Raw genomic sequence first — 23,002 nt, 5'->3', positions numbered from 1 at the left:
GGGACTTTGTCCTGCCTCTGGACGAAGCCCCCGATCCGTGTTGCCATGCCAACGTCTTGTACATGACAACGTTGGCATGGAGGTTCCGTGCGTCCCCGACGCCCCAGAAACCGCCTCGCGTTACTGCTCGCCGTGCTTCTCGCCCTCACCGGCCTGGCCTCCGCGCCCGCCCTCGCGGACGACCCCGCCGAGATCCACGGCCTCAAGGGCGAGTACTACACCCACTCCGCCCCCGGCGCCTTCGACTTCCACACCCTCAAGGCGACGACGTTCGAGAAGGACCTCGACTTCGGCAACCTCGAACCGCGCCTCGACTTCACCACCGGCCGGTCCGACGACGTCAGCGTCCGCTGGACGGGCAGGCTCGTCCCGCGCGAGACCGGCTCCCACACCTTCTCCGTCACCGCCGACAACGGCTTCCGCCTCTGGATCGACGGCACCCTCGCCATCGACCACTGGGTCGACGACTGGGACCGCGAACAGACCTCCGCCCCCGTCGAGCTGACCGCCGGCACGCCGTACGACATCAAGGTCGAGTACTTCGAGCACTACGGCGGCTCCAACTTCCACCTGCGCTGGACGCGGCCCGGGGCCGCCAAGGAACCCGTCCCCCAGTCCGCCTTCCGCCTGCCCGAGGGATTCGACTACGACGGAGCCCTCGCCGCCACCGTCCAGAGCAGCGGCCGCACCCTGAAGCTCGACTTCGCCCGGCCCGTCGCCGCGCCCCCGGCCGGCTTCGCCGAGCACCTCACGGCGGTCATCGGCGGTGCCGTCTGGCCCCTCGGTGCCGCCCGGCCCGACCCGTCCGACCCCACCGCCCTCCTGGTCGCCCTCGACGAGCCCGTCGTGGGCAACAGGACCGGCACGGCCAAGGGCTCCGCCGACGTCCGCTACGACGGCGAGGGCGGCCTCTCCGACACCCAGGGCAACGTTGTCAGCGCCTTCTGGACCAGCGGCCCCAACCACTCGACCCACCAGCTGCGCACCCGCTGGGCCGACGAGGTCGGACCGGACAACGCCCTGCCCGAGTACCCGCGCCCGCAGCTGACCCGGGACGCGTGGCGCAACCTCAACGGCCGCTGGCAGTTCGCCCCCGCCGAGCCGGGCGAGCAGCCGCCCGTCGGCAGGACGCTGAAGGAGCGGATCCTCGTGCCGTACCCGGTGGAGTCCCAGCTCTCCGGGGTCGAACGGCACGAGGACCGCATGTGGTACCGCCGCACCTTCACCGTCCCGCGCGACTGGCACATCGGCTCCGCCCGGCGGCTCAAGCTCAACTTCGGGGCCGTCGACTGGCGCTCCGAGGTCTACGTCAACGGCACGAAAGTGGCCGTGCACGAGGGCGGCTACGACAAGTTCGGCGCCGACATCACCGACGCGCTCAAGCCCGGCCGCACCCAGGAGCTGATCGTCGGCGTCCACGACCCGACCGACGCCGCGTCCGGTGAGAACCCGCCCCTCGGCAAGCAGCGCCTGGACCCGAGCGGCATCTGGTACACCCCGTCCTCCGGCATCTGGCAGACGGTCTGGCTGGAGCCGGTGGCCCGCGACCACGTCGACTCCCTCGCGATCACGCCCGACGTGGCCGGGGAGAAGGTCACCGTCGAGGCCCGGGGCGTCCGCGACGGCGTACCGGTCCGGGCGACGGCGTACGAGGGCCGGCGCAAGGTGGCCACGGCCCGCGGCCGCACCGGCGCCCCGCTGACCCTGACCGTCCACGACCCGCGCCTGTGGTCGCCGGACGACCCGTTCCTCTACGAGCTCCGCGTCGAGGTGGGGGCCGACCGGGTCGGCAGCTACTTCGGGATGCGCTCCATCGCCGTCGAGAAGGTGAACGGCGTACCGCGCACCGTCCTCAACGGCGAACCGGTCTTCCTGATGGCCACCCTCGACCAGGGCTTCTGGCCGGACGGCCTGCACACCGCGCCCACCGACGAGGCCCTGGCCTACGACCTGAAGGTGCACAAGCGGCTCGGCTACAACTCCGTGCGCAAGCACATCAAGGTCGAGCCGGACCGCTGGTTCTACTGGGCCGACCGGCTCGGACTGCTGGTCTGGCAGGACATGCCGGCGATGACGGCCGGGGTGAACCCGAGCGCCTCCGCCCGCGCCCGCTACGAGCGCGAGCTGAAGGAGATGATCGACGAGCACGTCAGCAGTCCCTCGGTCGTCATGTGGGTGACCTTCAACGAGGGCTGGGGCCAGTACGACGTGGGCCGGGTCGCCGAGCAGGCCAAGGCCTGGGACCCCACCCGCCTCGTCAACAACCAGTCCGGGCTGAACCTGGGCGCCGACGGCGGCGCCGGCGACCTCATGGACGAGCACGGCTACCCGAGCCCCGCCCTGCCGCCCCGCCCCGACGGCAGACGCGCCCTGGTCAGCGGCGAGTACGGCGGCCTGGGCCTGGCGGTGCCCGGCCACGCCTGGTCGGTGCAGCAGTCGTACGTCGACGTCGACCCGGCCACCTACACCGAGGACTACCTCGAGAAGCTGGACGAGGTCCGGGCCCTGGTCTGCAAGGGCGGCAACGGCGCCGTGTACACCCAGATCGCCGACGTGGAGGGCGAGCTGAACGGCCTGCTCACCTACGACCGCGCGGTGCTGAAACCCGGCACGGCCGAGCTGCGGGCCGCGCACGAGGCGCTGATCCGTGACGCCTCCCGGGTGACTCCCACGGGGTGCCCGGCGCCGCAACCTGTGCTGGACTAGCCGCACATGCACCATGAGTCCCGCCCGTCTCACCGGGGCGGGACTTAATCCGCTGTTAACTGAGCGTAGCCTGATCGTACTTGACCGTAATCGGCTGGGAGCGATTGACTGCTGGCCCACCCGTCCCTGACGCGAGGCAAGCCCTTGACTGCTGATCTGCTCGCTCCTCTCGACCTGGCGTTCTGGAACCTCGAGTCCGCGGACCATCCGATGCACCTCGGCGCCCTCGGGATCTTCACCGCGCACTCGCCCGCCGCGGGCGCCCACGCGGCGGACCTGCTCGCGGCCCGGGCCGCGGGCGTCCCCGGGCTGCGCATGCGGATCCGCGACGTGTGGCAGCCGCTGCCCGCCGCCCTGCGCAGCCCCTTCGCCTTCGGCGGCGCCGCCCGCGAACCGGACCCGGACTTCGACCCCCTGCACCACGTCCGCCTGCACCCCCCGGCCGCCGACTTCCACGCGGTGGCGGGCCCCCTGATGGGACGCCCGCTGGAGCGGGGCCGGCCGCCCTGGGAGGCCCATGTGCTGCCGGGCGCGGACGGGGACTGCTTCGCGGTGCTGTTCAAGTTCCACCACGCCCTGGCCGACGGGCTGCGGGCCCTCACACTGGCCGCGGGCGTCATGGACCCCATGGACATGCCCGCGCCCCGCCCCCGGCCGGCCGAGCCCCCGCGCCCCCTGCTCCCGGACGTGCGGGACCTGCCCGGGATGGTCCGCGGCGCCCTGTCCGACGTGGGCCGCGCCCTGGACATCGGCTCCGCCGTCGCCCGCTCCTCCCTCGACGTGCGCTCCGCCCCCGCGTTGAGCTGCGAACCGAGCGGCACCCGCCGCACCGCCGGGGTGGTGCTCGACCTGGACGACGTGCACCGGATCCGCAAGACCGTCGGCGGCACCGTCAACGACGTGCTCATCGCCGTCGTGGCCGGCGCCCTGCGCCGCTGGCTGGACGAGCGCGGCGACGGCAGCGAGGGCGTCGCGCCCCGGGCGCTGATCCCGGTCTCCCGGCGCCGCCCGCGCACCGCCCATCCCCAGGGCAACCGTCTCTCCGGGTACTTGATACGGCTTCCGGTGGACGACCCGGACCCGCTGGCCCGCCTGGCCTCGGTCCGGGAGGCCATGGACCGCAACAAGGACGCCGGGCCCCACCGGGGCGCGGGTGCCGTCGCCCTGCTCGCCGACCACGTCCCCGCCCTGGTCCACCGCCTCGGCGGTCCCGTCGTCGGGCAGGCGGCACGGCTCTGGTTCGACCTGCTCGTGACCAGCGTGCCGCTGCCCAGCCTCGGCCTGCGGCTCGGCGGCCGGCCGCTCACCGCCGTCTTCCCGATGGCGCCGCTGGCCCCCGGCCACTCCCTGGCGGTCGCCGTCTCCACCTATCGGGGCAGCGTCCACTACGGGCTCGTCGCCGACGGCGAGGCGGTCCCCGACCTCGACCGGTTCGCCGGAGCCGTCTCGCGGGAGGTGGCGCGGCTGCTGGAGGTCTGCCGGCCCTGAGGGCACGCGTTTGGCGGCCGGGCCCGGCGCTGAAGTAAAATCCGCCGTTCGAATGCAGGCGCGACCGGCGCGCCGCGACGGCACAGCAGGGAACGCAGCGGCGATGACGGTGACAGAGGACGGCCCGCAGGCCATCAACGAGGCGAGCGGGCACCCGTACGGACCCGGTATCGACCCCGAGCGCCTGGCCGTCTGCCTCAGCGTGCTCGAGGAACTCGACACGCTGGAGGTCGACCACCCCGACGCGATCGCCGTGCGCCGGGCGACCGCGGGCGTGTACCGCACGGTCAAGCAGCGCCGCCGCCAGGAGCGCCGGGCCGCCAAGACCGCGCACGACAAGGCGGTGACGGAGGCCACGGCGACCGGCTCCGCCCAGCGCATCGACGACGAGACCGAGGGGCTGCTGCCCTCCTCGCGCACCGAGGAGGGCACGATCGCGGGGATACTCCAGCGCCCCCGCTCCTGCTACACCTGCAAGACGCGCTACGTGGAAGTCGACTACTTCTACCACCAGCTCTGTTCGGACTGCGCCCGCGTGAACCGCGAGAAGCGGGACGTCCGGGCCGACCTCTCCGGCAAGCGCGCCCTGCTCACGGGCGGCCGTGCCAAGATCGGCATGTACATCGCGCTCAGGCTGCTGCGCGACGGCGCCCACACCACGATCACCACGCGCTTCCCCAAGGACGCCATCCGCCGCTTCAAGGCCATGGACGACTCCGGGGACTGGATGCACCGGCTGGAGGTCGTGGGCATCGACCTGCGCGACCCGGCCCAGGCCGTGGCCCTGGCCGAGCAGGTCGCCGAGGCGGGCCCGCTCGACATCCTCGTCAACAACGCGACCCAGACGGTCCGCCGCCTGCCCTCGGCCTACGCCGCGCTGGTCGAGGGCGAGAGCGCACCGCTGCCCGCCGGCGAGCTGCCCGCCCACCACGTCATCGGCGCGTTCAACTCCGGCGCGGTCGACGGCATCGCCGCGCTGCCGCTCGGCACCAGCGGCCTGGACGCGCAGCAGGTCGCCGACCTCGCCCTGGTCGCGGGCCACGCCAGCGTCGAACGGCACCTGGCCGGCACGGCGATCGACGCGGGCGGCCTGGTCCCCGACGTCGTCGACACCAACACCTGGGTGCAGACCATCGAGCAGATCTCCCCGGTGGAGCTGCTGGAAACCCAGCTGTGCAACTACACGGCGCCCTTCATCCTCATCAGCAAGCTCCGCCCGTCGATGGCCGAGGCGGCGAGGAAGGCGGCGAGCAAGCGCGCGTACGTCGTCAACGTGTCGGCGATGGAGGGGGTCTTCGGCCGCGGCTACAAGGGCGCGGGACACCCCAACACCAACGCCGCCAAGGCCGCGATGAACATGGTCACGCGCACCAGCGCCCAGGAGATGTTCCAGACCGACGGCATCCTGATGACCTCGGTCGACACGGGCTGGATCACCGACGAGCGGCCGCACTACGACAAGCTGAGGCTGGCCGAGGCCGGTTTCCACGCCCCGCTCGACCTGGTCGACGGCGCGGCACGGGTCTACGACCCGATCGTGCGGGGCGAGGCCGGCGAGGACCTCTACGGTGTCTTCCTCAAGGACTACGCGCCCGGGAAGTGGTAGGACCGCGCGCCCGGGAAGGGGCAGGGCGTGCCGGGCGGCGGGCCGGTGACGGTCCGCCGGTTCCGCCCCGGTGACGACGGGGGAGACGATACGGCGGGAACATCCCGGCGTGTCTCGAAAGGGCCGTCGCGCATCTACGCCGAACGAGTGATTTGTGAAACGCCCGTTGGGTGACAAAACGGGACGGAAACCCTGGGTGAACGGTGGATGACGCGCGATCGTTACCGCTTGTTTTCAGCCCCATCGAGCGGGTGCCCGCTCATGTGGTTAACCTGAGGCGGACGGACAGCAGCACGGGTCCTACCCACACCCACGGTCCGTCTGGGACAAGCCGGTTCACCACGGCTGCTCTCCCGTGAGTCGACCGGCGCCACCGCGTCCGAACTGCACATGACACGCGACCCCGAGGGGGCGTCAGGCGCAGCTGGACCGGCGCGTACGTCCCCAGGGTGACCGACACATAAGGAGTGCGCGGTGACACCGGAGAAGACGAAGCGCGATCAGCGCCCCAAGGAACTCGGCGAGCGCGCCGGCCGACGGGCCGACGAGCTCGGCAGCCTCGACGTGTGGGCCCGTTCGGCCCCGATCCGCCTCGCGGGCTACGAGGACGACCTCGCCGAGCCCCACATCCTGCCCAGCGTCGACTGACCCGGGCGGACCCACCGCGATCTCCGAGCGCATGGGCGTGCCACACTCGCACCCATGCCGATCAGGGAAGCAACGGCTGACGACTGGCCTCGCATCTGGCCTTTCTGGCACCGCATCGTCGCCGCGGGCGAGACCTACGCCTGGGACCCGGGTACCTCCGAGGAGGAGGCCCGGGTCCTGTGGATGAACCCGGCGAAACGCGTCTGGGTCGTCGAGGACGACGGCGGCACCGTCGTCGCCTCCGCCTACCTCACCCCCAACTACGGGGGTCCGGCCGCCCGGATCGCCAACGCCGGCTTCATGGTCGACCCCGACCGGGGCGGCCGGGGCTACGGGCGGGCGCTCGCCGAGCACCTGCTGACCGAGGCCCGGGCCGCCGGGTACCGGGGGATGGTGTTCAACGCCGTCGTCGAGACCAACCCGGCCGTGCGCCTGTGGACCTCGCTGGGCTTCACGGTCCTCGGCACGGTCCCGGACGCCTTCGAGCATCCCCGCCACGGCCTGGTCGGGCTGCACGTCATGTACCGGGCCCTCTAGACCTCGTGTGCCCGGCCCCGCAGCCCTCGTGCCCCGGCCCCGCGGACGAGCGACCGGTCGCCGCGGTCAGGGCCGGGCGTACGGCCGGGTCATGATCTCCATGTTGTGGCCGTCCGGGTCGGCGAAGTAGGCGCCCCGGCCGCCGAACAGGTCGTTGACGCGCCCGGGTTCGGTGTGGCCCGGGTCGGCGTAGTAGGTGACGCCGAGCGCCTCCAGCCGGCCGATCATCGCGTCGAACTGCTCCTCGGGCACCAGGAACGCGTAGTGCTGCGGCTGGACGGGCTCGTCGCGCTTCTCGTAGTAGTCGAGGGTCACGCCGTTGCCCAGGTCGACGGGCAGGAACGGTCCGAACGGGGCGCCGACCCCCAGGCCCAGGACGGCGGCGAGGAACTCCGCCGACAGGCTGCGGTCGGAGGCGTAGACGACGGTGTGGTCGAGGCGGGCGACGGTGGCCGGCAGGCCGGTGTGCGACGTGGGGTACATGGGTGGATGCTCTCCGGGTCTCGGGGTCCGTGATGAGGCACCGCTGAGGGGCGCGGGAACGAGGACGCGGAGACGTGCGGCGGGGCGCGTGCCCCCTCCGGCGCTCGGACGGGCCGGGGCGGGGCCGTCCCCGCCGGGCTCACTCCGAGGCCGGGCGCCTCACTCGTGCATGGCCTACGGCCGACCCGGCAGTCACCCGGCCGACTCTAGTCGACCGGCGCGGTGCGCCGCCACGGCTTTCGCGCCTCCAACTGCCCGGCGAGCGCCAGGAGTCGGGCCTCCGAGCCGGGCCGCCCCACCAGTTGCACGGAGCAGGGGGCGCCGGAGGGCAGCGTGCCGAAGGGAACCGCCATCGCGGGCCAGCCGGTCAGGTTCCACGGCGGCGTCAGGGGCGAGTACGCGGTGTTGACCAGCAGATTGCGCAGCCAGCCGCGCTCGTGCCACGGACCGGCCTCGGGGGAGCGGCGGGCGAGCGCCGGGGTGAGCAGCACGTCGTGCTCGGCGAAGAACGGCTCCAGTCGCTGCCGCAGCTTCTCGCGCCCCTCGCCGGAGGCGACGGTCCTGACGAAGGGGCGGCCGACGCGCGCGTGGACGCGGGTGCGCCGGGTCAGCCGCCCGGGGTCCAGGGCCCGGGCGTCGGCGGCCGTGCCCGCCGTCCAGTGGATCAGCGAGGTCGTGGCGAGGGACGCGGGGTAGGGCGGGTCGGCGCGGCGGACCTGATGGCCGGCCCGCATCAGCACACCGGCCGCGTCCCGGGCGGCCGCCGCGAAGGGGCGGCTGACGGTGGTGCCCAGCAGAGGGCTGCGCAGCGACACGGCCACCCGGAGCGTTCCGGCGCCGGGCGCGAACTCCGTGCCGGCGAGCACCGACAGCATCAGCCGGGCGTCCTCGACGGTCGTGGCGAGCGGTCCGTGCTCGGCCATGCCGAACCAGGTGCTGCCGTCGCCGGTGGGCACCACGCCCCGGCCCGGCTTGACGGTGACCAGGCCGCAGTTGGCGGCCGGTATGCGCAAGGAGCCCATGCCGTCGTTGCCGAGCGCGATGGGCACCATCCCGGCGGCGACGGCGGCCGCGCTGCCGCCCGACGATCCGCCCGCCGACCGCGAGGTGTCCCAGGGGTTGCGGGAGACGCCCAGCACGCCGTCCGTCGTGCCGAAGACGCACAGCTCCGGTACGTTGGTCAGTCCCACGACCACCGCCCCGGCCGCCCGCAGCCGGGCGACCGTCACATGGTCGCGGTCGGCCGGCCTGTCCGGTGTCGCGGCCGACCCGACACGGGTGGACTCGCCGCGCACCGGCAGGTTGTCCTTGACGGCCACGGGCACCCCGGCCAGGGGCAGTTCCGCGAAGTCGCCGCGGGCGGCCACCTCGTCGGCCTCGGCCAGCGCCGCGCGGGCGCGCACGGCGCGGAACGCGCCGACCCGGCCGTCGAGCCGCTCGATCCGGGCGAGGTGCTCGGCCACCACCTCGCGGGGCGTGACCCGCTTCTCGCGGACGGCGGCGGATATCTCGGCGGCGGTGCGGCCGGCCCAGGTGGTCACAGCGGCTCCTCGGAGGGATCGACACGACTTACTGACGAGTACGCAAGGAGAACTCTGCACCCGGTCGTCCGTGCGCGTCGAGGCCGCCGGGCGGGAGGAGCGCGGACGCACGGCGGGGCCGGGCCTCGGCCGGGGGCGGGTCTCAGCGCAGGTGGCGCTCGAAGAAGGCCTCGGTGACGTCCATCTCGGCGGCCCACCGGGGCCCGAAGGTGTGGCCCTCGCCGGCGACCGCGCGCAGCTCGACGTCCTTGCCGGCCTCGTCGAACACGGCGGCGGCCTCCCGCGACCAGGCCGGCGGGCACGTCTCGTCCGCGGTGCCGTGCTGGATCAGGAGCGGCTCGGTCATGCGGTCGGCGTAGGTGAGGGCCGAGACACCGCGCCAGAACGCCGGGTCCTCCTCGGGTGTGCCGTGCTCGTCCTCGATCCGTGCGACGACCGGGTCGCCGTCGGGCCGCTGGAAGTGGTCGAGGTTCTCCTCGGGGCGCGCGCTCACCGGCGCGTACGCCACGGCCGCGTCGAACAGGCCGGGCGCCACGACCAGGGTGTTGTAGACGACCCCGCCGCCCATGGACCGGCCGAACAGCCCGATGCGCTCGCCGTCGATCTCCGGGCGGCCGGAGTCGCGCAGGGCCAGGGCGGCGCCGATGACGTCCTCGGTGTAGCCGAGGCGCAGGTTCACGTCGTTGTCCGGGTCGTCGTCGGAGCGGGCGTGGTTGCGGTAGTCGGTGTGCAGGACGACGTAGCCGCTGCGGGCCAGGCGGTCCTGCTCGCGCGGCATGCCCTGGCCGCTGACGTAGACGTCGGGGTCGATGTAGCCGTGGGCGAGCACGAGCGCCGGGAAGGGGCCCTTGCCCGTCGGGATGTTCATGACGCCCGAGATGGTCAGGCCGTTCGCCTCGTAGGTGACGGCGTAGCGGGTGTAGGCGGAGGTCCGGTCGAGCACGTCGCCCAGACGCAGGGCCGTTCCGGTGTGTTCGCGCCGCATCAGCGCCGGGAGGGAGACGGGGTCGACCGGGCCGGGAGAGGGGGAGGCGCTGCCCGGGGTCCGCTCTCCCGCCGCGCTCGTGGTCACGGTCCCGGTCGCGGCGGTGCCGTCACCGCCGGTGCAGCCGGCCGCGACGGCCAGGAGCACCCCGGCGGCGGCACAGGCGGTGCCGCGTGGGCGCATACCGCCCATTGTGACCCGGCGGGGCGGCGCGGCGCAGGGTCTCCGCCGGGCCGTGACGGGCAAAGGGCGCGTCGTCCCGGAAGGGGCCCGGGCGGTACGGCGCGGGGTCTCCGCCGGGCCGTGACCGGCAGGGGGTGCGTCGTCCCGACGGGGCCGTGCGGCGCCGGGCCTGCCGGGGGGTGCCCGGCAGGGGCGCCACGCCCGCTCCCGCCCAGGGGACGCCCGAGGTGCAGGGGCCCGGGCGGACGTCCGCGTCGAAGCCCCGGACCGCCGCACGCCCGTGGCCCGACCCCACGGCCGCGGACGCCCGGCCACCGGGCAGACCTGGCCCGAGACGACGGAGCCCGGCTCCGTGAGGAGCCGGCGATCCTCGGCGGCACCTGCCCGCGGGCCTTCTTCGTCGCCGGGCAGAGACCCGAGCAGGGCGAGAGGGCCGCACGGTTCGAACTGCGGGCCGTGGGGGAGCTCTACACCTCGTCGGCACCCGTGACCCTGACCCACCCCTGGTCACCACCCCCTCTAGGGAGCACCCCGCATGCATGACGACCGCAGCCTGGTCGAGGCCCGTCTCAGGCGCGTCCTCGACGAGCGCGTCCGCCCCGCCGTGTACCCCGAGTCCGTGCCGCTCCAGGTGGCCGTCTGGCACGCCCCGGGCGAGCCCGTCCCGGTCGCCGAGGGCCTCGCGGCCGAGCCCGAGCCGATCGAGGTGGGCGCCCGGTGGGGTGCTCCCTGGGGCACCAGCTGGTTCCGGGTGACCGGCACCGTCCCCGAGGCGTGGGCGGGCCGGACCGTCGAGGCGATCCTGGACCTCGGCTTCGACGAGAACATGCCCGGCTTCCAGTGCGAGGGCCTGGTGTACCGGCCCGACGGCACCCCCGTGAAGGGCCTGAACCCGCGCAACCAGTGGGTGCGCGTCGGCGCCCCCGCCGAGGGCGGCGAGGAGGTGCGCCTGCACATCGAGGCCGCCTCCAACCCCGTCATCCTCGACCACCACCCCTTCCGGCCCACCCGGCTGGGCGACAAGGAGACCGCGGGCAGCGAACCGCAGTACACCCTGACCCGCATGGACCTCGCCGTCTTCGACGAGACGGTCTGGCAGCTCGTGCTCGACCTGGAGGTGCTCGGCGAGCTGATGGCCGAGCTGCCGGCGGAGTCGGCGCGGCGCTGGGAGATCCTGCGGGCCGTCGACAGGGCGCTCGACGCCCTCGACCTCCAGGACGTCAACGGCACGGCGGAGCGCGCCCGTTCGTGCCTCACCGACGTCCTCGCCAGGCCCGCCGCCCCCTCCGCCCACCGCATCAGCGCCGTCGGGCACGCCCACATCGACTCGGCGTGGCTGTGGCCGCTGCGCGAGACCGTGCGCAAGGTGGCGCGCACCACCTCCAACATGACCGCGCTGCTCGACGACGAGCCGGAGTTCGTCTTCGCCATGTCGCAGGCCCAGCAGTGGGCGTGGGTGCGCGACCACCGGCCCGAGGTGTGGGCGCGGGTGAAGAAGGCCGTGGCCGACGGGCGGTTCGTACCGGCCGGCGGCATGTGGGTGGAGTCCGACACCAACATGCCCGGATCCGAGGCGATGGCCCGGCAGTTCGTGCACGGCAAGCGGTTCTTCCTCGACGAGTTCGGCATCGAGAACGACGAGGCCTGGCTGCCCGACACCTTCGGCTTCGCCGCCGGCCTGCCGCAGATCATCAAGGCGGCCGGCTCCACATACCTGCTGACGCAGAAGATCTCCTGGAGCCAGACGAACACGTTCCCGCACCACACCTTCCGGTGGGAGGGCATCGACGGCACGCGGATCTTCACCCACTTCCCGCCCGTCGACACCTACAACTGCTCCATGAAGGGCAGCGAGATCGCCCACGCGGCCCGCAACTTCAAGGACAAGGGCGTCGCCCGCCACTCCCTCGCCCCGACCGGCTGGGGCGACGGAGGCGGCGGCACGACCCGCGAGATGGTCGCCAAGGCGGCCCGCCTGCGCGACCTCGAAGGCTCGGCGACCGTCACCTGGCAGAGCCCGCGGGCCTTCTTCGAGAAGGCCGCCGCCGAGTACCCCGAACCGCCCGTGTGGGTGGGGGAGCTGTACCTGGAACTGCACCGCGCGACCCTGACCAGCCAGGCCAGGACCAAGCAGGGCAACCGCCGCAGCGAGCACCTGCTGCGGGAGGCCGAGCTGTGGGCCGCGACCGCGGCCGTGCGCACCGGGTTCCCCTACCCCTACGACGACCTGGACCGCATCTGGAAGACGGTGCTGCTGCACCAGTTCCACGACATCCTGCCCGGCTCGTCCATCGCCTGGGTGCACCGCGAGGCCCGCCGCACCTACGAGCGGGTCGCCGAGGAGCTGAACCGCATCATCGACGCCGCCCAGCGGGCCCTCGCCGGCGTGGGGCGGACCCCGCTCGTCTTCAACGCCGCCCCGCACACCCGGGCGGGCGTCCCGTCCGGCGGCGCGCGCACCCCGGCCGAGGCGGCCCGCACGGCCCGCACGGCCCGCACCGACCGGCCCGGCGGCGGGCACGTCCTGGACAACGGCCTGCTCCGGGTGGAGATCGACGCCCGCGGGCTCGTCGTGTCCGTGTACGACATCGACGCCGACCGGGAGACCGTCGCCCCCGGCCGGGCCGCGAACCTGCTCCAGCTGCACCCCGACTTCCCGAACATGTGGGACGCCTGGGACGTCGACGCGTTCTACCGCAACACCGTCACCGACCTGACCGACGCCGACGAGGTCGCCCCCGACGGCGAGGGCGTACGGATCGTCCGGTCCTTCGGCGCCTCCCGCGTCTCCCAGCTGCTGTCCCTGGCACCGGGGGAGCGGCGGCTGACCGTCGACACGGAGGTCGACTGGCACGAGACGGAGAAGTTCCTCAAGCTCGCCTTCCCGCTGGACGTGCACGCCGAACGGTACGCCTCGGAAACCCAGTTCGGGCACTTCCACCGGCCCACCCACACCAACACGTCCTGGGAGGCGGCCAAGTTTGAGGCGTGCAACCACCGCTTCGTCCACCTGGAGGAACCGGGCTGGGGCGTCGCGCTCGTCAACGACTCGACCTACGGCCACGACGTGACGCGCACCGTCCGCACCGACGGCGACGGCGGCACGACCACCACCGTCCGCGTGTCCCTGCTGCGGGCCCCGCGCTTCCCCGACCCCGAGACCGACCAGGGGGTGCACCGCTTCCGGCACGCGCTGGTGCCCGGCGCCGGCATCGGTGACGCCGTCCGCGAGGGCTGGCGGATCAACCTGCCGGAACGGCGGCTGACCGGCGCCGGCGAGGTCGCCCCGCTGGTGACCTCGGACCGGGACGCGGTGGTCGTCACGGCGGTCAAGCTGGCCGACGACGGCAGCGGCGACGTCGTCGTCCGCTTCCACGAGGCGTTCGGCGGCCGGGCGCGCGCCACGCTCACCGCCGGTTTCGAGGTGGCGGGCGTCGCGGTGACGGACCTGCTGGAACGCCCGCTGGCCGACGCGCCGGCGCCCGAGGCCGACGGCGGCCGGATCGCGGTGCGGCTGCGCCCCTTCGAGCTGGTGACGCTGCGGCTGCGGCGCGCCTGACGGAAGCGGTCGGGCACCGGTCACGCCCGTACGGGAGCCGGTCTCCCCGCGGGCGAGCCGGACCGGCGGGGCCGCCGACGGCGCCGGACCGGCTCGGTGGGCACGCCGGTCCGCCGCACGGCACTTCCCCGGCCCGGTGGTGATCCGGGAAGGTCACCACCGGGCACCCGGGGCCCGGGGCGCCGGCGCCGCCGGACCGGGAGCGTGACGAGGAAGGAGCCGAGGGGATGAGCGACCACGAGGGCCGCGCGGGTTCGCGGGGGAGGGCGCACGGCGCCCGGACGCGCCGGGTGGCCCGGTGAACCGGCTCGGCGGCAGCGGCGTCGAGGTCAGCGCCCTGTCCTTCGGCGCCGCCGCCATCGGCAACCTGTACACCGAGGTCGGTGACGCCCAGGCGCACGAGGCGGTGGAAGCCGCCTGGCAGCAGGGCATCCGCTACTTCGACACCGCCCCGCACTACGGTCTCGGCCTGTCCGAGCGCCGCCTCGGCGACGCCCTGCGCGCCAGACCCCGCGACCAGTACACGATCTCCACCAAGGTGGGCCGCCGCCTGGACCCCGCGGACCGTCCCGGGGACGACCTCGCGGACGGCTTCGCCGTACCCGCCACCCACCGCCGGGTGTGGGACTTCAGCGCCGACGGGATCCGCCGCACCCTGGAGTCGAGCCTCGAACGGCTCGGCCTGGACCGGGTCGACGTCGTCTACCTGCACGACCCGGACGAGCACGCCGAGTGGGCCTTCCGCGAGGGGTACCCGGCGCTGGAGGAGCTCCGCGCGCAGGGCGTGGTCCGCGCCATCGGCGCCGGCATGAACCAGGCGGAGATGCTCACCCGCTTCCTGCGCGACACCGACGTCGACGTGGTGCTGTGCGCCGGCCGCTACACCCTGCTCGACCAGGGCGCGCTGCGCGACCTGCTGCCCACCGCCCACGCGCGCGGCAGGTCCGTCGTCATCGGCGGGGCCTTCAACTCCGGCCTGCTGGCCAACCCCCGGCCGGGCGCGCGGTACGACTACACCGTCGCGCCCTCGGAGCTGGTCCGGCGGGCGCTGCGGCTGAAGCTGCTCGCCGACCGGCACGGCACCACGCTGCGCGCCGCCGCCCTGGCCTTCTGCGCCGCGCACCCGGCGGTCGCCACCGTCCTCGTCGGAGCCCGCTCCGCGCACGAAGTGCGCGCCTGCGCACACCAGTTCGCCGCCCGGGTGCCGCAGGCGTTCTGGCATGACCTGCGCACCGAGGGACTTCTGCCCGCCGAGGCCCCCGTACCGGGCGAGGACCCACCGCGCCACCCGTCCTGACCGGACTCCCGGCGGCAGGCGCTAGGGCCGGTTCACCGGCTTCGCCAGCCGCGTCGGGGGCAGGAACTCCCGCACGTACGTGCGCTCCCAGCACGCACCCGTCTCCCGCAGCTCGCGCCAGGTGGTGAAGCGGTAGCGGAACAGCCGGGCGCGCACGTACCGCGGCGGGCGGCCGGGTGGGAACGGGGAGCGGCGCAGCAGCCGCAGGGTGTCCCGGTCGCCCTCCAGCAGCCGCTCCACGAACGTCCCGAACCAGGGCTCGGCGTAGGCGGGGGACAGGGCCGCGAACCACATCAGCCAGTCCAGGCGCAGGTGGTAGGGCGCGAACTGGCGCGGCCAGCGCCGCGGGTCTCCCGGCTTGCCGCGGAACTCGTACTCCTGCCAGCCGGAGTCCGGCCGCGGCACGTCGTCCGCGGTGCCCTCCACCACCACCTCGTGGCGCACCCGGCTCACACTGCCGAACGCGCCGTAGGTGTTGACGAGGTGGAGCGGGTCGAAGGAGCGGTTCATCACCTGCCGACGGGACAGCATGTTGCGCACCGGCCGCACGCTCAGAGCCAGCAGCACGGCGCACACGGCCGACACCACGACGGCGAACCAGAGCGGGGTGTCCGGCGCCGCGGGCGGGTCGGTGGGGAACCGCACCGCCGACAGCGCCAGCACGATCGTGATCCAGTTCAGCCAGGAGAAGTTGCCCGACAGCACCAGCCACAGCTGGGTGACGATCATCAGCGCCGCGGCGGCCGTGGCGACCGGCTGCGGGGTGAACAGCAGGAACGGGACCACCAGCTGGGTGACGTGGTTGGCGGCGGCCTCCGCCGTGTGCAGCGGCCGGGGCAGGCGGTGGAAGAACCAGCTCAGCGGGCCGGGCATCGGCTGGGTCTCGTGGTGGTGCTCCAGGCAGGTGAGCCTGCGCCAGCACTCGTCGCCGCGCATCTTGATCAGCCCGGCGCCGAACTCCACCCGGAACAGGATCCAGCGCAGCAGGAACAGCACCAGGAGCGGCGGCGCCACCTCGTCGTTGCCGAGGAACACGGCGAGGAAGCCGACCTCCAGCAGCAGCGACTCCCAGCCGAAGCCGTACCAGGTCTGCCCCACGTTCACGATCGACAGGTACAGCACCCACGGCACCAGCCACAGCAGCATGCCGCCCCACAGCGGCAGCAGGGAGTCGAGCCCGGCCAGCAGGCCCGCCGACACCGCGCAGCCCGCCCAGGCGCACAGGGCGAAGAAGCGGTCCGAGTAGTGCAGCTGGAACAGGCTCGGCGCCCGCCTGAACGGCACCCGCGACACGAACCGCGGCACCGGCAGCATGCCGCGCCGCCCGATCAGCGCGCGGAACTGCAGCGCCGCCGTCAGGAACGCCACCAGGTACACGGCGGCCAGCGCACGCTGGAAGACCAGGCGGGTCAGCCAGTAGTCGGATGCGGTGAACCAGTCCACAGCCTTGGCGCTCCTCCCGGTGCCGCGCCCGGCCCCGCCGTCACGCTCAGTGAAGAACACTAGGCGGCTACCCCGCCGCCCGCCCGGCGAACGCCGCCGACCCGGTCCGTCCGGTCGGACCCGTACGCCCCATCCGGTCGAAGAATCGGGCGAATCCTGGCAAGGTGGGCGCATGGCTGATCGGGGAGCGAGCGCCGCCCTGTCCCTCCCGGACGACTGGCCGGCCCACCCGGATCCGATCCTCGCGCTCAACCGGATGGGCAGCTTCGACTGGGACCTGGACACCGGCCTGATGCAGATGGACGCCCAGGCCCACGAAGTCTTCGACATGCGCCCCGACGAGTACGGCGGCGACCCCGCCACCCTGTCCGCACGCGTCCCGCCGAGCGAGGCCCTGCGCCTGGACACGGTCGTGTCCCAGGCCCTGAAGGACGGCAGCGAGAACTACGGCGCCTACTTCCGCCTGCGCCGCCGCGACGGCACCCTGCGCTGGACCCACACCCAGGGCTACATCCGCCGCGACGGGACCGGACGGCCCAGGCGCATCATCGGCATCGTCCGCGACGCCACGCAGGAGCTGGGCGAGATCGACGCCCGCCGCGAGCAGGCCGCCCAGGACGAGGCCCGCCGCCAGCAGACCAGCGTCGTCGAACTCACCACGGCCGCCCTCGCCCACGCCCGCACCGTCCAGGACGTCATCGACGTCCTCACCGACACCCACGGCCTCGTCCACCTGGGCGCCACCAGCCTCGTCATGGGCCTGGTCGAGGCCGGCCGGATCCGGATGATCGCCGAGGGCCCCGCGGAGAGCGCCGTACCCGGCACCCGCATCACCCGCATCGACGACCCCTACCCGATGAGCGAGGCCGTACGGACCCTCGGACCGCGGTTCATCGAGTCGCCGGAGGAGTTCGCCGAGCGCTACCCGATCCTCTGGCCGCACATCACCGGCCTGAACATCACCTCGGCCGCCTACCTCCCGCTCATCGTCCAGGCCCGGCCCATCGGCGCCATGGGCCTGCTCTACAGCGACCGGCGCGGTTTCACCGCCGAGGACCGCAACGTCCTCGTCGCCCTCGGCAGCAGCATCGCCCAAAGCCTGCAGCGGGCCATGTTCTACGAGCAGGAGATGGACCTCGCCCAGGGCCTGCAGCAGGCGATGCTGCCCCGCACCATCCCCAGCGTGCCCGGTGCCGACGTCGCCGTCCGCTACCGGGCCGCCACCCTCGGCGGCCCCGTCGGCCGGGACATCGGCGGCGACTGGTACGACCTCATCCCGCTGCCCGGCGGCCGGGTCGGCGCCGTCATCGGCGACGTCCAGGGCCACGACACCCACGCGGCCGCCGTCATGGGCCAGCTGCGCATCGTGCTGCGCGCCTACGCGGCCGAAGGGCACCCCCCGGCCACGGTCATGGCCCGCGCCTCCGTCTTCCTGCACGAACTGGACACCGACCGCTCCGCCACCTGCCTGTACGCCGAGGCCGACCTGACCACGGGCGTGCTGCAGATCGTGCGGGCCGGCCACATCGACCCGCTGGTGCGCCACACCGGCGGAGCCTGCCGCCGGATCACCGTCCCCGGCGGGCTGCCACTGGGCCTGTCCGCCGAGTTCGGCCGGCTCGACTACCCGGTGGGCACCGTCGAGCTGGACGCCGGCGACACGCTGCTGCTGTGCACCGACGGCCTCGTCGAGCAGCCCGGCGCCGACCTCGACGACGGCATGCGCACCCTCACCACCCTCGTCGAGACGGGCCCCGACGACGTGCGGGAGCTGGCCGACCGGCTCATCGAGGCCGCCGACGAGCGCGGCGGCGACGACGACGTGGCGCTGCTCCTGCTGCGCCGGCGCGGCCCCGAGGGGTACCGGTCCGGCCGCCGCATCCAGCGCCACGTGACCCCCGGCGACCCGGCGGCCCTGACCGAGGCCCGGCACATGATCCGCACCGCTGTCGCCGCGTGGGGAGCCCGTGACCGGGCCGACGAGATCGAGCTGGCCGCCGACGAGCTGATCACCAACGCCCTGATGCACACCGAGGGCTCCGCGACCGTCACCCTGCGGGTCCTCACCGGCGCCGAGCGCCGCCTGCGCGTCGAGGTGGAGGACTCCTCCAGCGCCCTGCCGCGCCGCCGCGAGGCGGGCGACTCCGGCGTCTCCGGGCGCGGCCTGCTCCTGGTCGAGCTGCTCACCGACGTGTGGGGCGTGGAGGCCCGGGGCGGCGGCAAGGCCGTGTGGTGCGAGTTCGTCGTGCCCGGCCGCGACTGACCGCGCGTGGCACCCTGGAGCCATGCCGGAACTTCCCGAGGTCGAGGCGCTCAGGGACTTCCTGACCGAGCACCTCGTCGGCCGCGAGATCGTACGCGTGCTGCCCGTCGCGATCAGCGTCCTGAAGACGTACGAACCGCCCCTGTCCGCTCTGGAGGGCCGCGAGGTCACCGCCGTGCGCCGGTACGGCAAGTTCCTCGACCTGGCCACCGCGGACGGACCGCACCTGGTGACGCACCTGGCCCGCGCGGGCTGGCTGCACTGGAAGGACCGCCTCCCCGACGGCCCGCCCCGGCCCGGCAAGGGCCCGCTCGCGCTGCGCGTGGCGCTGGACACGGGCGCCGGGTTCGACCTGACCGAGGCCGGCACGCAGAAGCGGCTGGCCGTGTACGTCGTGGCCGACCCGCAGGAGGTGCCCGGCGTGGCCCGGCTGGGCCCCGACCCCCTGGCCGACGACTTCGACCGGGACCGGCTGGCGGGGCTCCTGGCCGGCGAGCGACGGCAGCTGAAGGGCGCGCTGCGCGACCAGAGCCTGATCGCCGGGGTGGGCAACGCCTACAGCGACGAGATCCTGCACGCGGCGCGGATGTCCCCGTTCAAACTCGCGGCCTCCCTGACCGGGGAGGAGACCGACCGGCTGTACGCGGCCCTGCGCGAGACCCTCACCGAGGCGGTCGAGCGCTCCCGGGGCGTGGCGGCGGGCCGGCTGAAGGCCGAGAAGAAGAGCGGCCTGCGCGTCCACGGCCGCACCGGCGAGGCGTGCCCTGTGTGCGGCGACACCATCCGCGAGGTGTCCTTCAGCGACTCCTCGCTGCAGTACTGCCCGACCTGCCAGACGGGCGGCAAGCCGCTGGCGGACCGGAGGCTGTCGCGGCTGCTGAAGTGAGCGGCGGCCTCACCCGGACGGCGGCCACCACTCGAACATGAGGATGGTCGCGTCGTCGCGCAGCCGGCTCGCGGAGGAGTCGAGGATGGAGTGAATGAGGCGGCGCAGCGTCTCGGACGCCAGCTCGCCCGCGGCCGTCGCCCGGATGATGTAGTCGGCGAACTGCTCCAGGCCGAACTCGCCGCCGTCCGCGGAACGCGCCTCGGTGACGCCGTCGGTGTACATCAGCACCCGGTCCCCGGGCTTCAGGACGATCTCGTGCACCGCCCGCTTCCGCCCGGCGAGCAGCGACGGCAGCCCCATCGGCGGATCGGGATCGCGGCGCATGGCGTCGACGAGCAGCCGCCGGTCGCGGATCAGCAGCGGGGTGGGATGGCCGCAGTTGATCCACCGCAGCACCCCCGAGGCCAGGTGCAGCTGGGCCAGGACCCCCGTGCAGAACTGGTCGGGGAGCCACTTGCCCAGCGCGTCGTCCACGCACGCGACGAGGTCGGGCAGGTCGGCCCCGGTGCGCCGGGAGTTGCGGCACGCGGCCAGCGACACGGCGGTGGTGAGTCCGGAGGCCAGGTCGTGGCCCATGGCGTCGAGCACCGTGACGTGCAGGGCCGTCTCGGTCAGCGCGTGGTCGAAGGCGTCCCCGCCGATCTCGTAGGCCGGCTCCAGCACGGCCGTGGACACCACGCGCGAGGTGCCGATCGTGCGGGGCGGCAGGAAGGCGCGCAGCATCTCGGCGGGAAGGCGCATCCGGTCGGTGCGGGTGCGCCGGATGTAGGAGTCCTCGTACGCGCGGCTCGTCGTGATCATCATGGCGACGAGGGTGGCCAGAGCCCGGGCGCTGCGCAGCACGGCCGGTGTGAGGGCGGGCGCGTGCACGGCCAGTACGCCGAGGCGCTCGGCTCCGTCCACCAGGGGCAGCCAGGCCGTCATCCCGCCGGTGCCGGACGCCGCCACGCGCAGCGACTGCGTGCGGTAGGTCCAGCCGGCGAGGGAGTCGTCGACGGGCAGCGACGGGGTGGTGTCCGTGAGCGGCACGAGCCGGCGCTGCTGGATGTCGGTCAGGTAGACCACGGAGTGCGGGATCCCGAGGGCCGTGGTGCAGCGGGCCGCGGCGGTGAACAGGTCCAGCGTCGCCGTCTCCGGGTCGGCGAGGAACTCCTCCAGACGGCCGTCGCCGGTCTCCGCCGTCGCCACGTCGTCTCCCCTCACCGCACTGCCGGGTGTGTCGTCCAGCAGTCTCACACCGGCCCGCGCGCCCCGCCCGGTGACGGCGGCGGACGGACGACCGGCCCCGCGGGAGCGGTCAGCCCGGCTGGAGCCGCACCAGGACCTCCCCGGTCGCCGAGCGGATCTCGTAGCGGGCGATCTGGGAGGCGTGCATCGACGAGCTGGCCATCATGGTGCTGGGGCGGTCGGCGTGCTCGGGGGCGTGCCAGCTGGCCGCGGTCTCCTCGGTGCCGTCGTGGCCGACGATGACCAGGTGGCAGGCGCGCGAGCCCGTGCCGTCCTTCACCTTCAGCTCGACCTCGCTGCCCGAGGCCCCGTCCTCGGTCGTGACCTGTGCCCACACCCCCGTGCGCGTGTCGGTCGCCGCGACGGTCCGGGGACCCTCGTCGCTGCCCTGGGCCATCATCGTGACCCCCGGCACCGACACCGCGATCGCCACCGACGCGGCCAGCGCGAACAGCACCCGCCGGCGGCCGGCCCGGCGGCGGGTCGAGACCTCGGCCAGCAGCCGGTCCAGCAGCTGCGGTCCGGGCTGGGCCATCGGGTGCACGAACCGGGGAGTCGCCCGCCGGTACAGCATCATCTGCCGCGTGGTCGGCCCGAGTTCCGTCACCTCTGCAGCGCACCGAGGGCACTCCATGAGGTGGTCCTCGAAGCGGAAGGCCTCCGCCTCGTCCAGCACGCCGAGCGCGTAGGCGCCGACGTCGCGATGCCTTTCCAGGGACCTCATGCCGAATCCTCGTGCCGTTGGGTGCGGGTGGGGTTACTCCTTGCTCCCACCGGTACGGACCAGGCGGCCGAATCATTCAAGCCGGTGACACAATCGCAACCAAAGGATTCGGAGCCCTCCGGCCCGCGGATTGGTCCGGGTCCCGGAAATCTCAGAACAGATGGATCGCCAGGTGCCCCAGGGGCAGTCCGAGCTGCCAGGCGGGCGTCCAGACCTTCGGTCCCTCGTCCTCCCCGGCCACCGGAGCACCGCCCGGCACGGCGTTCAGATCGGGAGCGAGCAGCTCCGTCTCCTGCAGCCAGCGCCACGCCTCCCGCGCCAGGTCCAGGTCCGGCGCGGGCCGCCCGGTGCGGGCGGCGCCGGCGGTCAGCTCGGCCAGCCGCTCGCGCACCCACTCCTGCCACGGCTGGTCGTAGGCGGTCAGGGACAGCCACGTCTCCAGCTGGGTGACGACGCGGATCCCGGACAGCTCCCCCTCGGTGTCGGAGAGGAACACGGTCAGCGCCAGGGCGTCGCGCCCGGCGCGGAACTCGAAGGACGTCGGCGGCATCAGATCGCCCGTCCGCAGCAGCTCGTCGGCGATGTACTCGGCGTACAACCACGCCATGGGGACGGTCAGTTCGCCCTCGCCGCCGTCCGTGCCCTCTCGACCTCTGTCCAGCATCCCTTCCTGCCTTCCTCCGGTACGTGCGCGTCGCCCGACACCGGATCCCGGGGCGCGGTCGGCCCCCTCCGGAACACGGATGAGAACACCCGATTACTCAACCGGGGTCTTCAGCAAGGCGCTTTACGGAGGTTTGACTCGGCAATCGGTTTCACCGCAGGTCGGCGGCGTATCCCGGAAGAACCCGGCGCAGGGCGCGCAGCGCGTAGTACGCGCGGGACTTCACGGTACCGGGCGGGATGCCGAGGGCCGCCGCCGCTTCCGCCACACTCGCCCCCTGGAAGTACACGAGCACCAGGACTTCACGGTGCTCCGGAGTGAGTGTCTTCACAGCGCGGCGCACGTCCAGCGCCGCGGCGGCCCGCTCGGCGTGGTCGGAGCTGACCCGCGCGTTCTCCAGCACCGCGTCGCCCACCTCCGGCGGACGGGCCTGCCGGGCGCGCCGGGCGTCGATCGCGAGCCGCCGCCCGACGGTCATCAGCCAGGGCCGTACGGAGTCGAAGTCGTCGGCGCGCAGGGCCTCGGGGTGCTGCCAGGCGCGCACCAGCGTCTCCTGGACCAGGTCCTCCGCGCGCTGGCGGTCGCCGTCGCACAGCCGCAGCAGGAGCGCGAAGAGGGGCCTGCCGTGCTCGCGCTGCAGTGCGGCGAGCTCGTGCTCGGCGGTCGTCGTCCCGTTCGTGAGCGTGGTTCCGGCCGTCATGGCCGTATGCCACCGCAGGGCGCGGCGGGGGCACAGGGCACGTACCGCGCTGTGCGACG

General features: G+C 73.8%; 17 protein-coding genes. 9 read left to right on the top strand and 8 right to left on the bottom strand.

What is annotated here, in order from left to right:
* The first annotated feature begins 87 nt into the window (after positions 1 to 87).
* The 5 genes from ACFYWG_RS04435 (at position 88) to ACFYWG_RS04415 (ending at position 6,985) form a co-directional block, all read left to right on the top strand.
* Positions 88 to 2,706, top strand: coding sequence for a PA14 domain-containing protein (locus ACFYWG_RS04435; protein WP_385416937.1), 2,619 nt, complete (start codon positions 88 to 90; stop codon positions 2,704 to 2,706).
* Between the two features lie 144 nt (positions 2,707 to 2,850).
* Positions 2,851 to 4,194, top strand: a complete 1,344-nt coding sequence (locus ACFYWG_RS04430) for a wax ester/triacylglycerol synthase family O-acyltransferase (protein ID WP_389199209.1) — start codon at positions 2,851 to 2,853, stop codon at positions 4,192 to 4,194.
* Positions 4,195 to 4,297: 103 nt separating this feature from the next.
* Positions 4,298 to 5,800 (top strand): SDR family NAD(P)-dependent oxidoreductase, encoded by a 1,503-nt coding sequence (locus ACFYWG_RS04425; RefSeq protein ID WP_389199207.1) that lies wholly within the window; start codon positions 4,298 to 4,300, stop codon positions 5,798 to 5,800.
* A 474-nt stretch (positions 5,801 to 6,274) separates the two neighbouring features.
* Positions 6,275 to 6,448 (top strand): hypothetical protein, encoded by a 174-nt coding sequence (locus ACFYWG_RS04420; protein ID WP_333936385.1) that lies wholly within the window; start codon positions 6,275 to 6,277, stop codon positions 6,446 to 6,448.
* A gap of 54 nt (positions 6,449 to 6,502) precedes the next feature.
* Complete coding sequence (locus ACFYWG_RS04415) at positions 6,503 to 6,985, top strand: GNAT family N-acetyltransferase (protein ID WP_376324794.1); 483 nt, start codon at positions 6,503 to 6,505, stop codon at positions 6,983 to 6,985.
* 66 nt (positions 6,986 to 7,051) lie between these two features.
* Here the strand turns inward: ACFYWG_RS04415 and ACFYWG_RS04410 are convergent, their stop codons facing one another.
* The 3 genes from ACFYWG_RS04410 to ACFYWG_RS04400 form a co-directional block, all read right to left on the bottom strand.
* Complete coding sequence (locus ACFYWG_RS04410) at positions 7,052 to 7,468, bottom strand: VOC family protein (protein WP_389199204.1); 417 nt, start codon at positions 7,466 to 7,468, stop codon at positions 7,052 to 7,054.
* A gap of 206 nt (positions 7,469 to 7,674) precedes the next feature.
* Positions 7,675 to 9,009, bottom strand: coding sequence for an amidase (locus ACFYWG_RS04405; RefSeq protein WP_383500636.1), 1,335 nt, complete (start codon positions 9,007 to 9,009; stop codon positions 7,675 to 7,677).
* A 142-nt stretch (positions 9,010 to 9,151) separates the two neighbouring features.
* Positions 9,152 to 10,177, bottom strand: coding sequence for an alpha/beta hydrolase family protein (locus tag ACFYWG_RS04400; protein WP_389199202.1), 1,026 nt, complete (start codon positions 10,175 to 10,177; stop codon positions 9,152 to 9,154).
* 535 nt (positions 10,178 to 10,712) lie between these two features.
* On the opposite strand from ACFYWG_RS04400, the gene ACFYWG_RS04395 reads away from it, so the two are divergent.
* A complete protein-coding gene (locus ACFYWG_RS04395) occupies positions 10,713 to 13,736 on the top strand; it encodes an alpha-mannosidase (RefSeq protein ID WP_389199200.1) in 3,024 nt (1,007 codons plus the stop codon).
* Between the two features lie 298 nt (positions 13,737 to 14,034).
* Positions 14,035 to 15,033 carry an aldo/keto reductase gene (locus ACFYWG_RS04390; RefSeq protein WP_389199198.1) on the top strand — a complete coding sequence of 333 codons (999 nt, stop codon included), beginning with the start codon at positions 14,035 to 14,037 and terminating at the stop codon, positions 15,031 to 15,033.
* Positions 15,034 to 15,054: 21 nt separating this feature from the next.
* Here the strand turns inward: ACFYWG_RS04390 and ACFYWG_RS04385 are convergent, their stop codons facing one another.
* Positions 15,055 to 16,476 carry a lipase maturation factor family protein gene (locus tag ACFYWG_RS04385; protein WP_385416959.1) on the bottom strand — a complete coding sequence of 474 codons (1,422 nt, stop codon included), beginning with the start codon at positions 16,474 to 16,476 and terminating at the stop codon, positions 15,055 to 15,057.
* A gap of 172 nt (positions 16,477 to 16,648) precedes the next feature.
* On the opposite strand from ACFYWG_RS04385, the gene ACFYWG_RS04380 reads away from it, so the two are divergent.
* Together ACFYWG_RS04380 and ACFYWG_RS04375 are read left to right on the top strand one after the other, a co-directional pair.
* Complete coding sequence (locus ACFYWG_RS04380; protein ID WP_376324811.1) at positions 16,649 to 18,739, top strand: SpoIIE family protein phosphatase; 2,091 nt, start codon at positions 16,649 to 16,651, stop codon at positions 18,737 to 18,739.
* A gap of 22 nt (positions 18,740 to 18,761) precedes the next feature.
* Positions 18,762 to 19,625, top strand: a complete 864-nt coding sequence (locus ACFYWG_RS04375; protein WP_389199196.1) for an Fpg/Nei family DNA glycosylase — start codon at positions 18,762 to 18,764, stop codon at positions 19,623 to 19,625.
* A 9-nt stretch (positions 19,626 to 19,634) separates the two neighbouring features.
* Here the strand turns inward: ACFYWG_RS04375 and ACFYWG_RS04370 are convergent, their stop codons facing one another.
* The 4 genes from ACFYWG_RS04370 to ACFYWG_RS04355 form a co-directional block, all read right to left on the bottom strand.
* The gene (locus ACFYWG_RS04370) at positions 19,635 to 20,816 is read right to left on the bottom strand and encodes a PP2C family protein-serine/threonine phosphatase (RefSeq protein WP_376324815.1); all 1,182 of its coding nucleotides are present in this window, start codon (positions 20,814 to 20,816) and stop codon (positions 19,635 to 19,637) included.
* A gap of 109 nt (positions 20,817 to 20,925) precedes the next feature.
* Positions 20,926 to 21,579: a zf-HC2 domain-containing protein gene (locus tag ACFYWG_RS04365; RefSeq protein ID WP_385416964.1), complete on the bottom strand. Its 654-nt coding sequence runs from the start codon at positions 21,577 to 21,579 to the stop codon at positions 20,926 to 20,928.
* Positions 21,580 to 21,730: 151 nt separating this feature from the next.
* A complete protein-coding gene (locus ACFYWG_RS04360) occupies positions 21,731 to 22,243 on the bottom strand; it encodes a hypothetical protein (RefSeq protein WP_376324821.1) in 513 nt (170 codons plus the stop codon).
* Positions 22,244 to 22,394: 151 nt separating this feature from the next.
* Positions 22,395 to 22,943 (bottom strand): sigma-70 family RNA polymerase sigma factor, encoded by a 549-nt coding sequence (locus ACFYWG_RS04355; RefSeq protein WP_376324824.1) that lies wholly within the window; start codon positions 22,941 to 22,943, stop codon positions 22,395 to 22,397.
* Between the last annotated feature and the right edge of the window lie 59 nt (positions 22,944 to 23,002).

Source organism: Streptomyces sp. NPDC003456, assembly GCF_042878735.1.
Classification (GTDB): domain Bacteria; phylum Actinomycetota; class Actinomycetes; order Streptomycetales; family Streptomycetaceae; genus Streptomyces.
The sequence above is the reverse complement of the archived record's forward strand: the minus strand, read 5'-3'. Positions and strand labels throughout refer to the sequence as shown.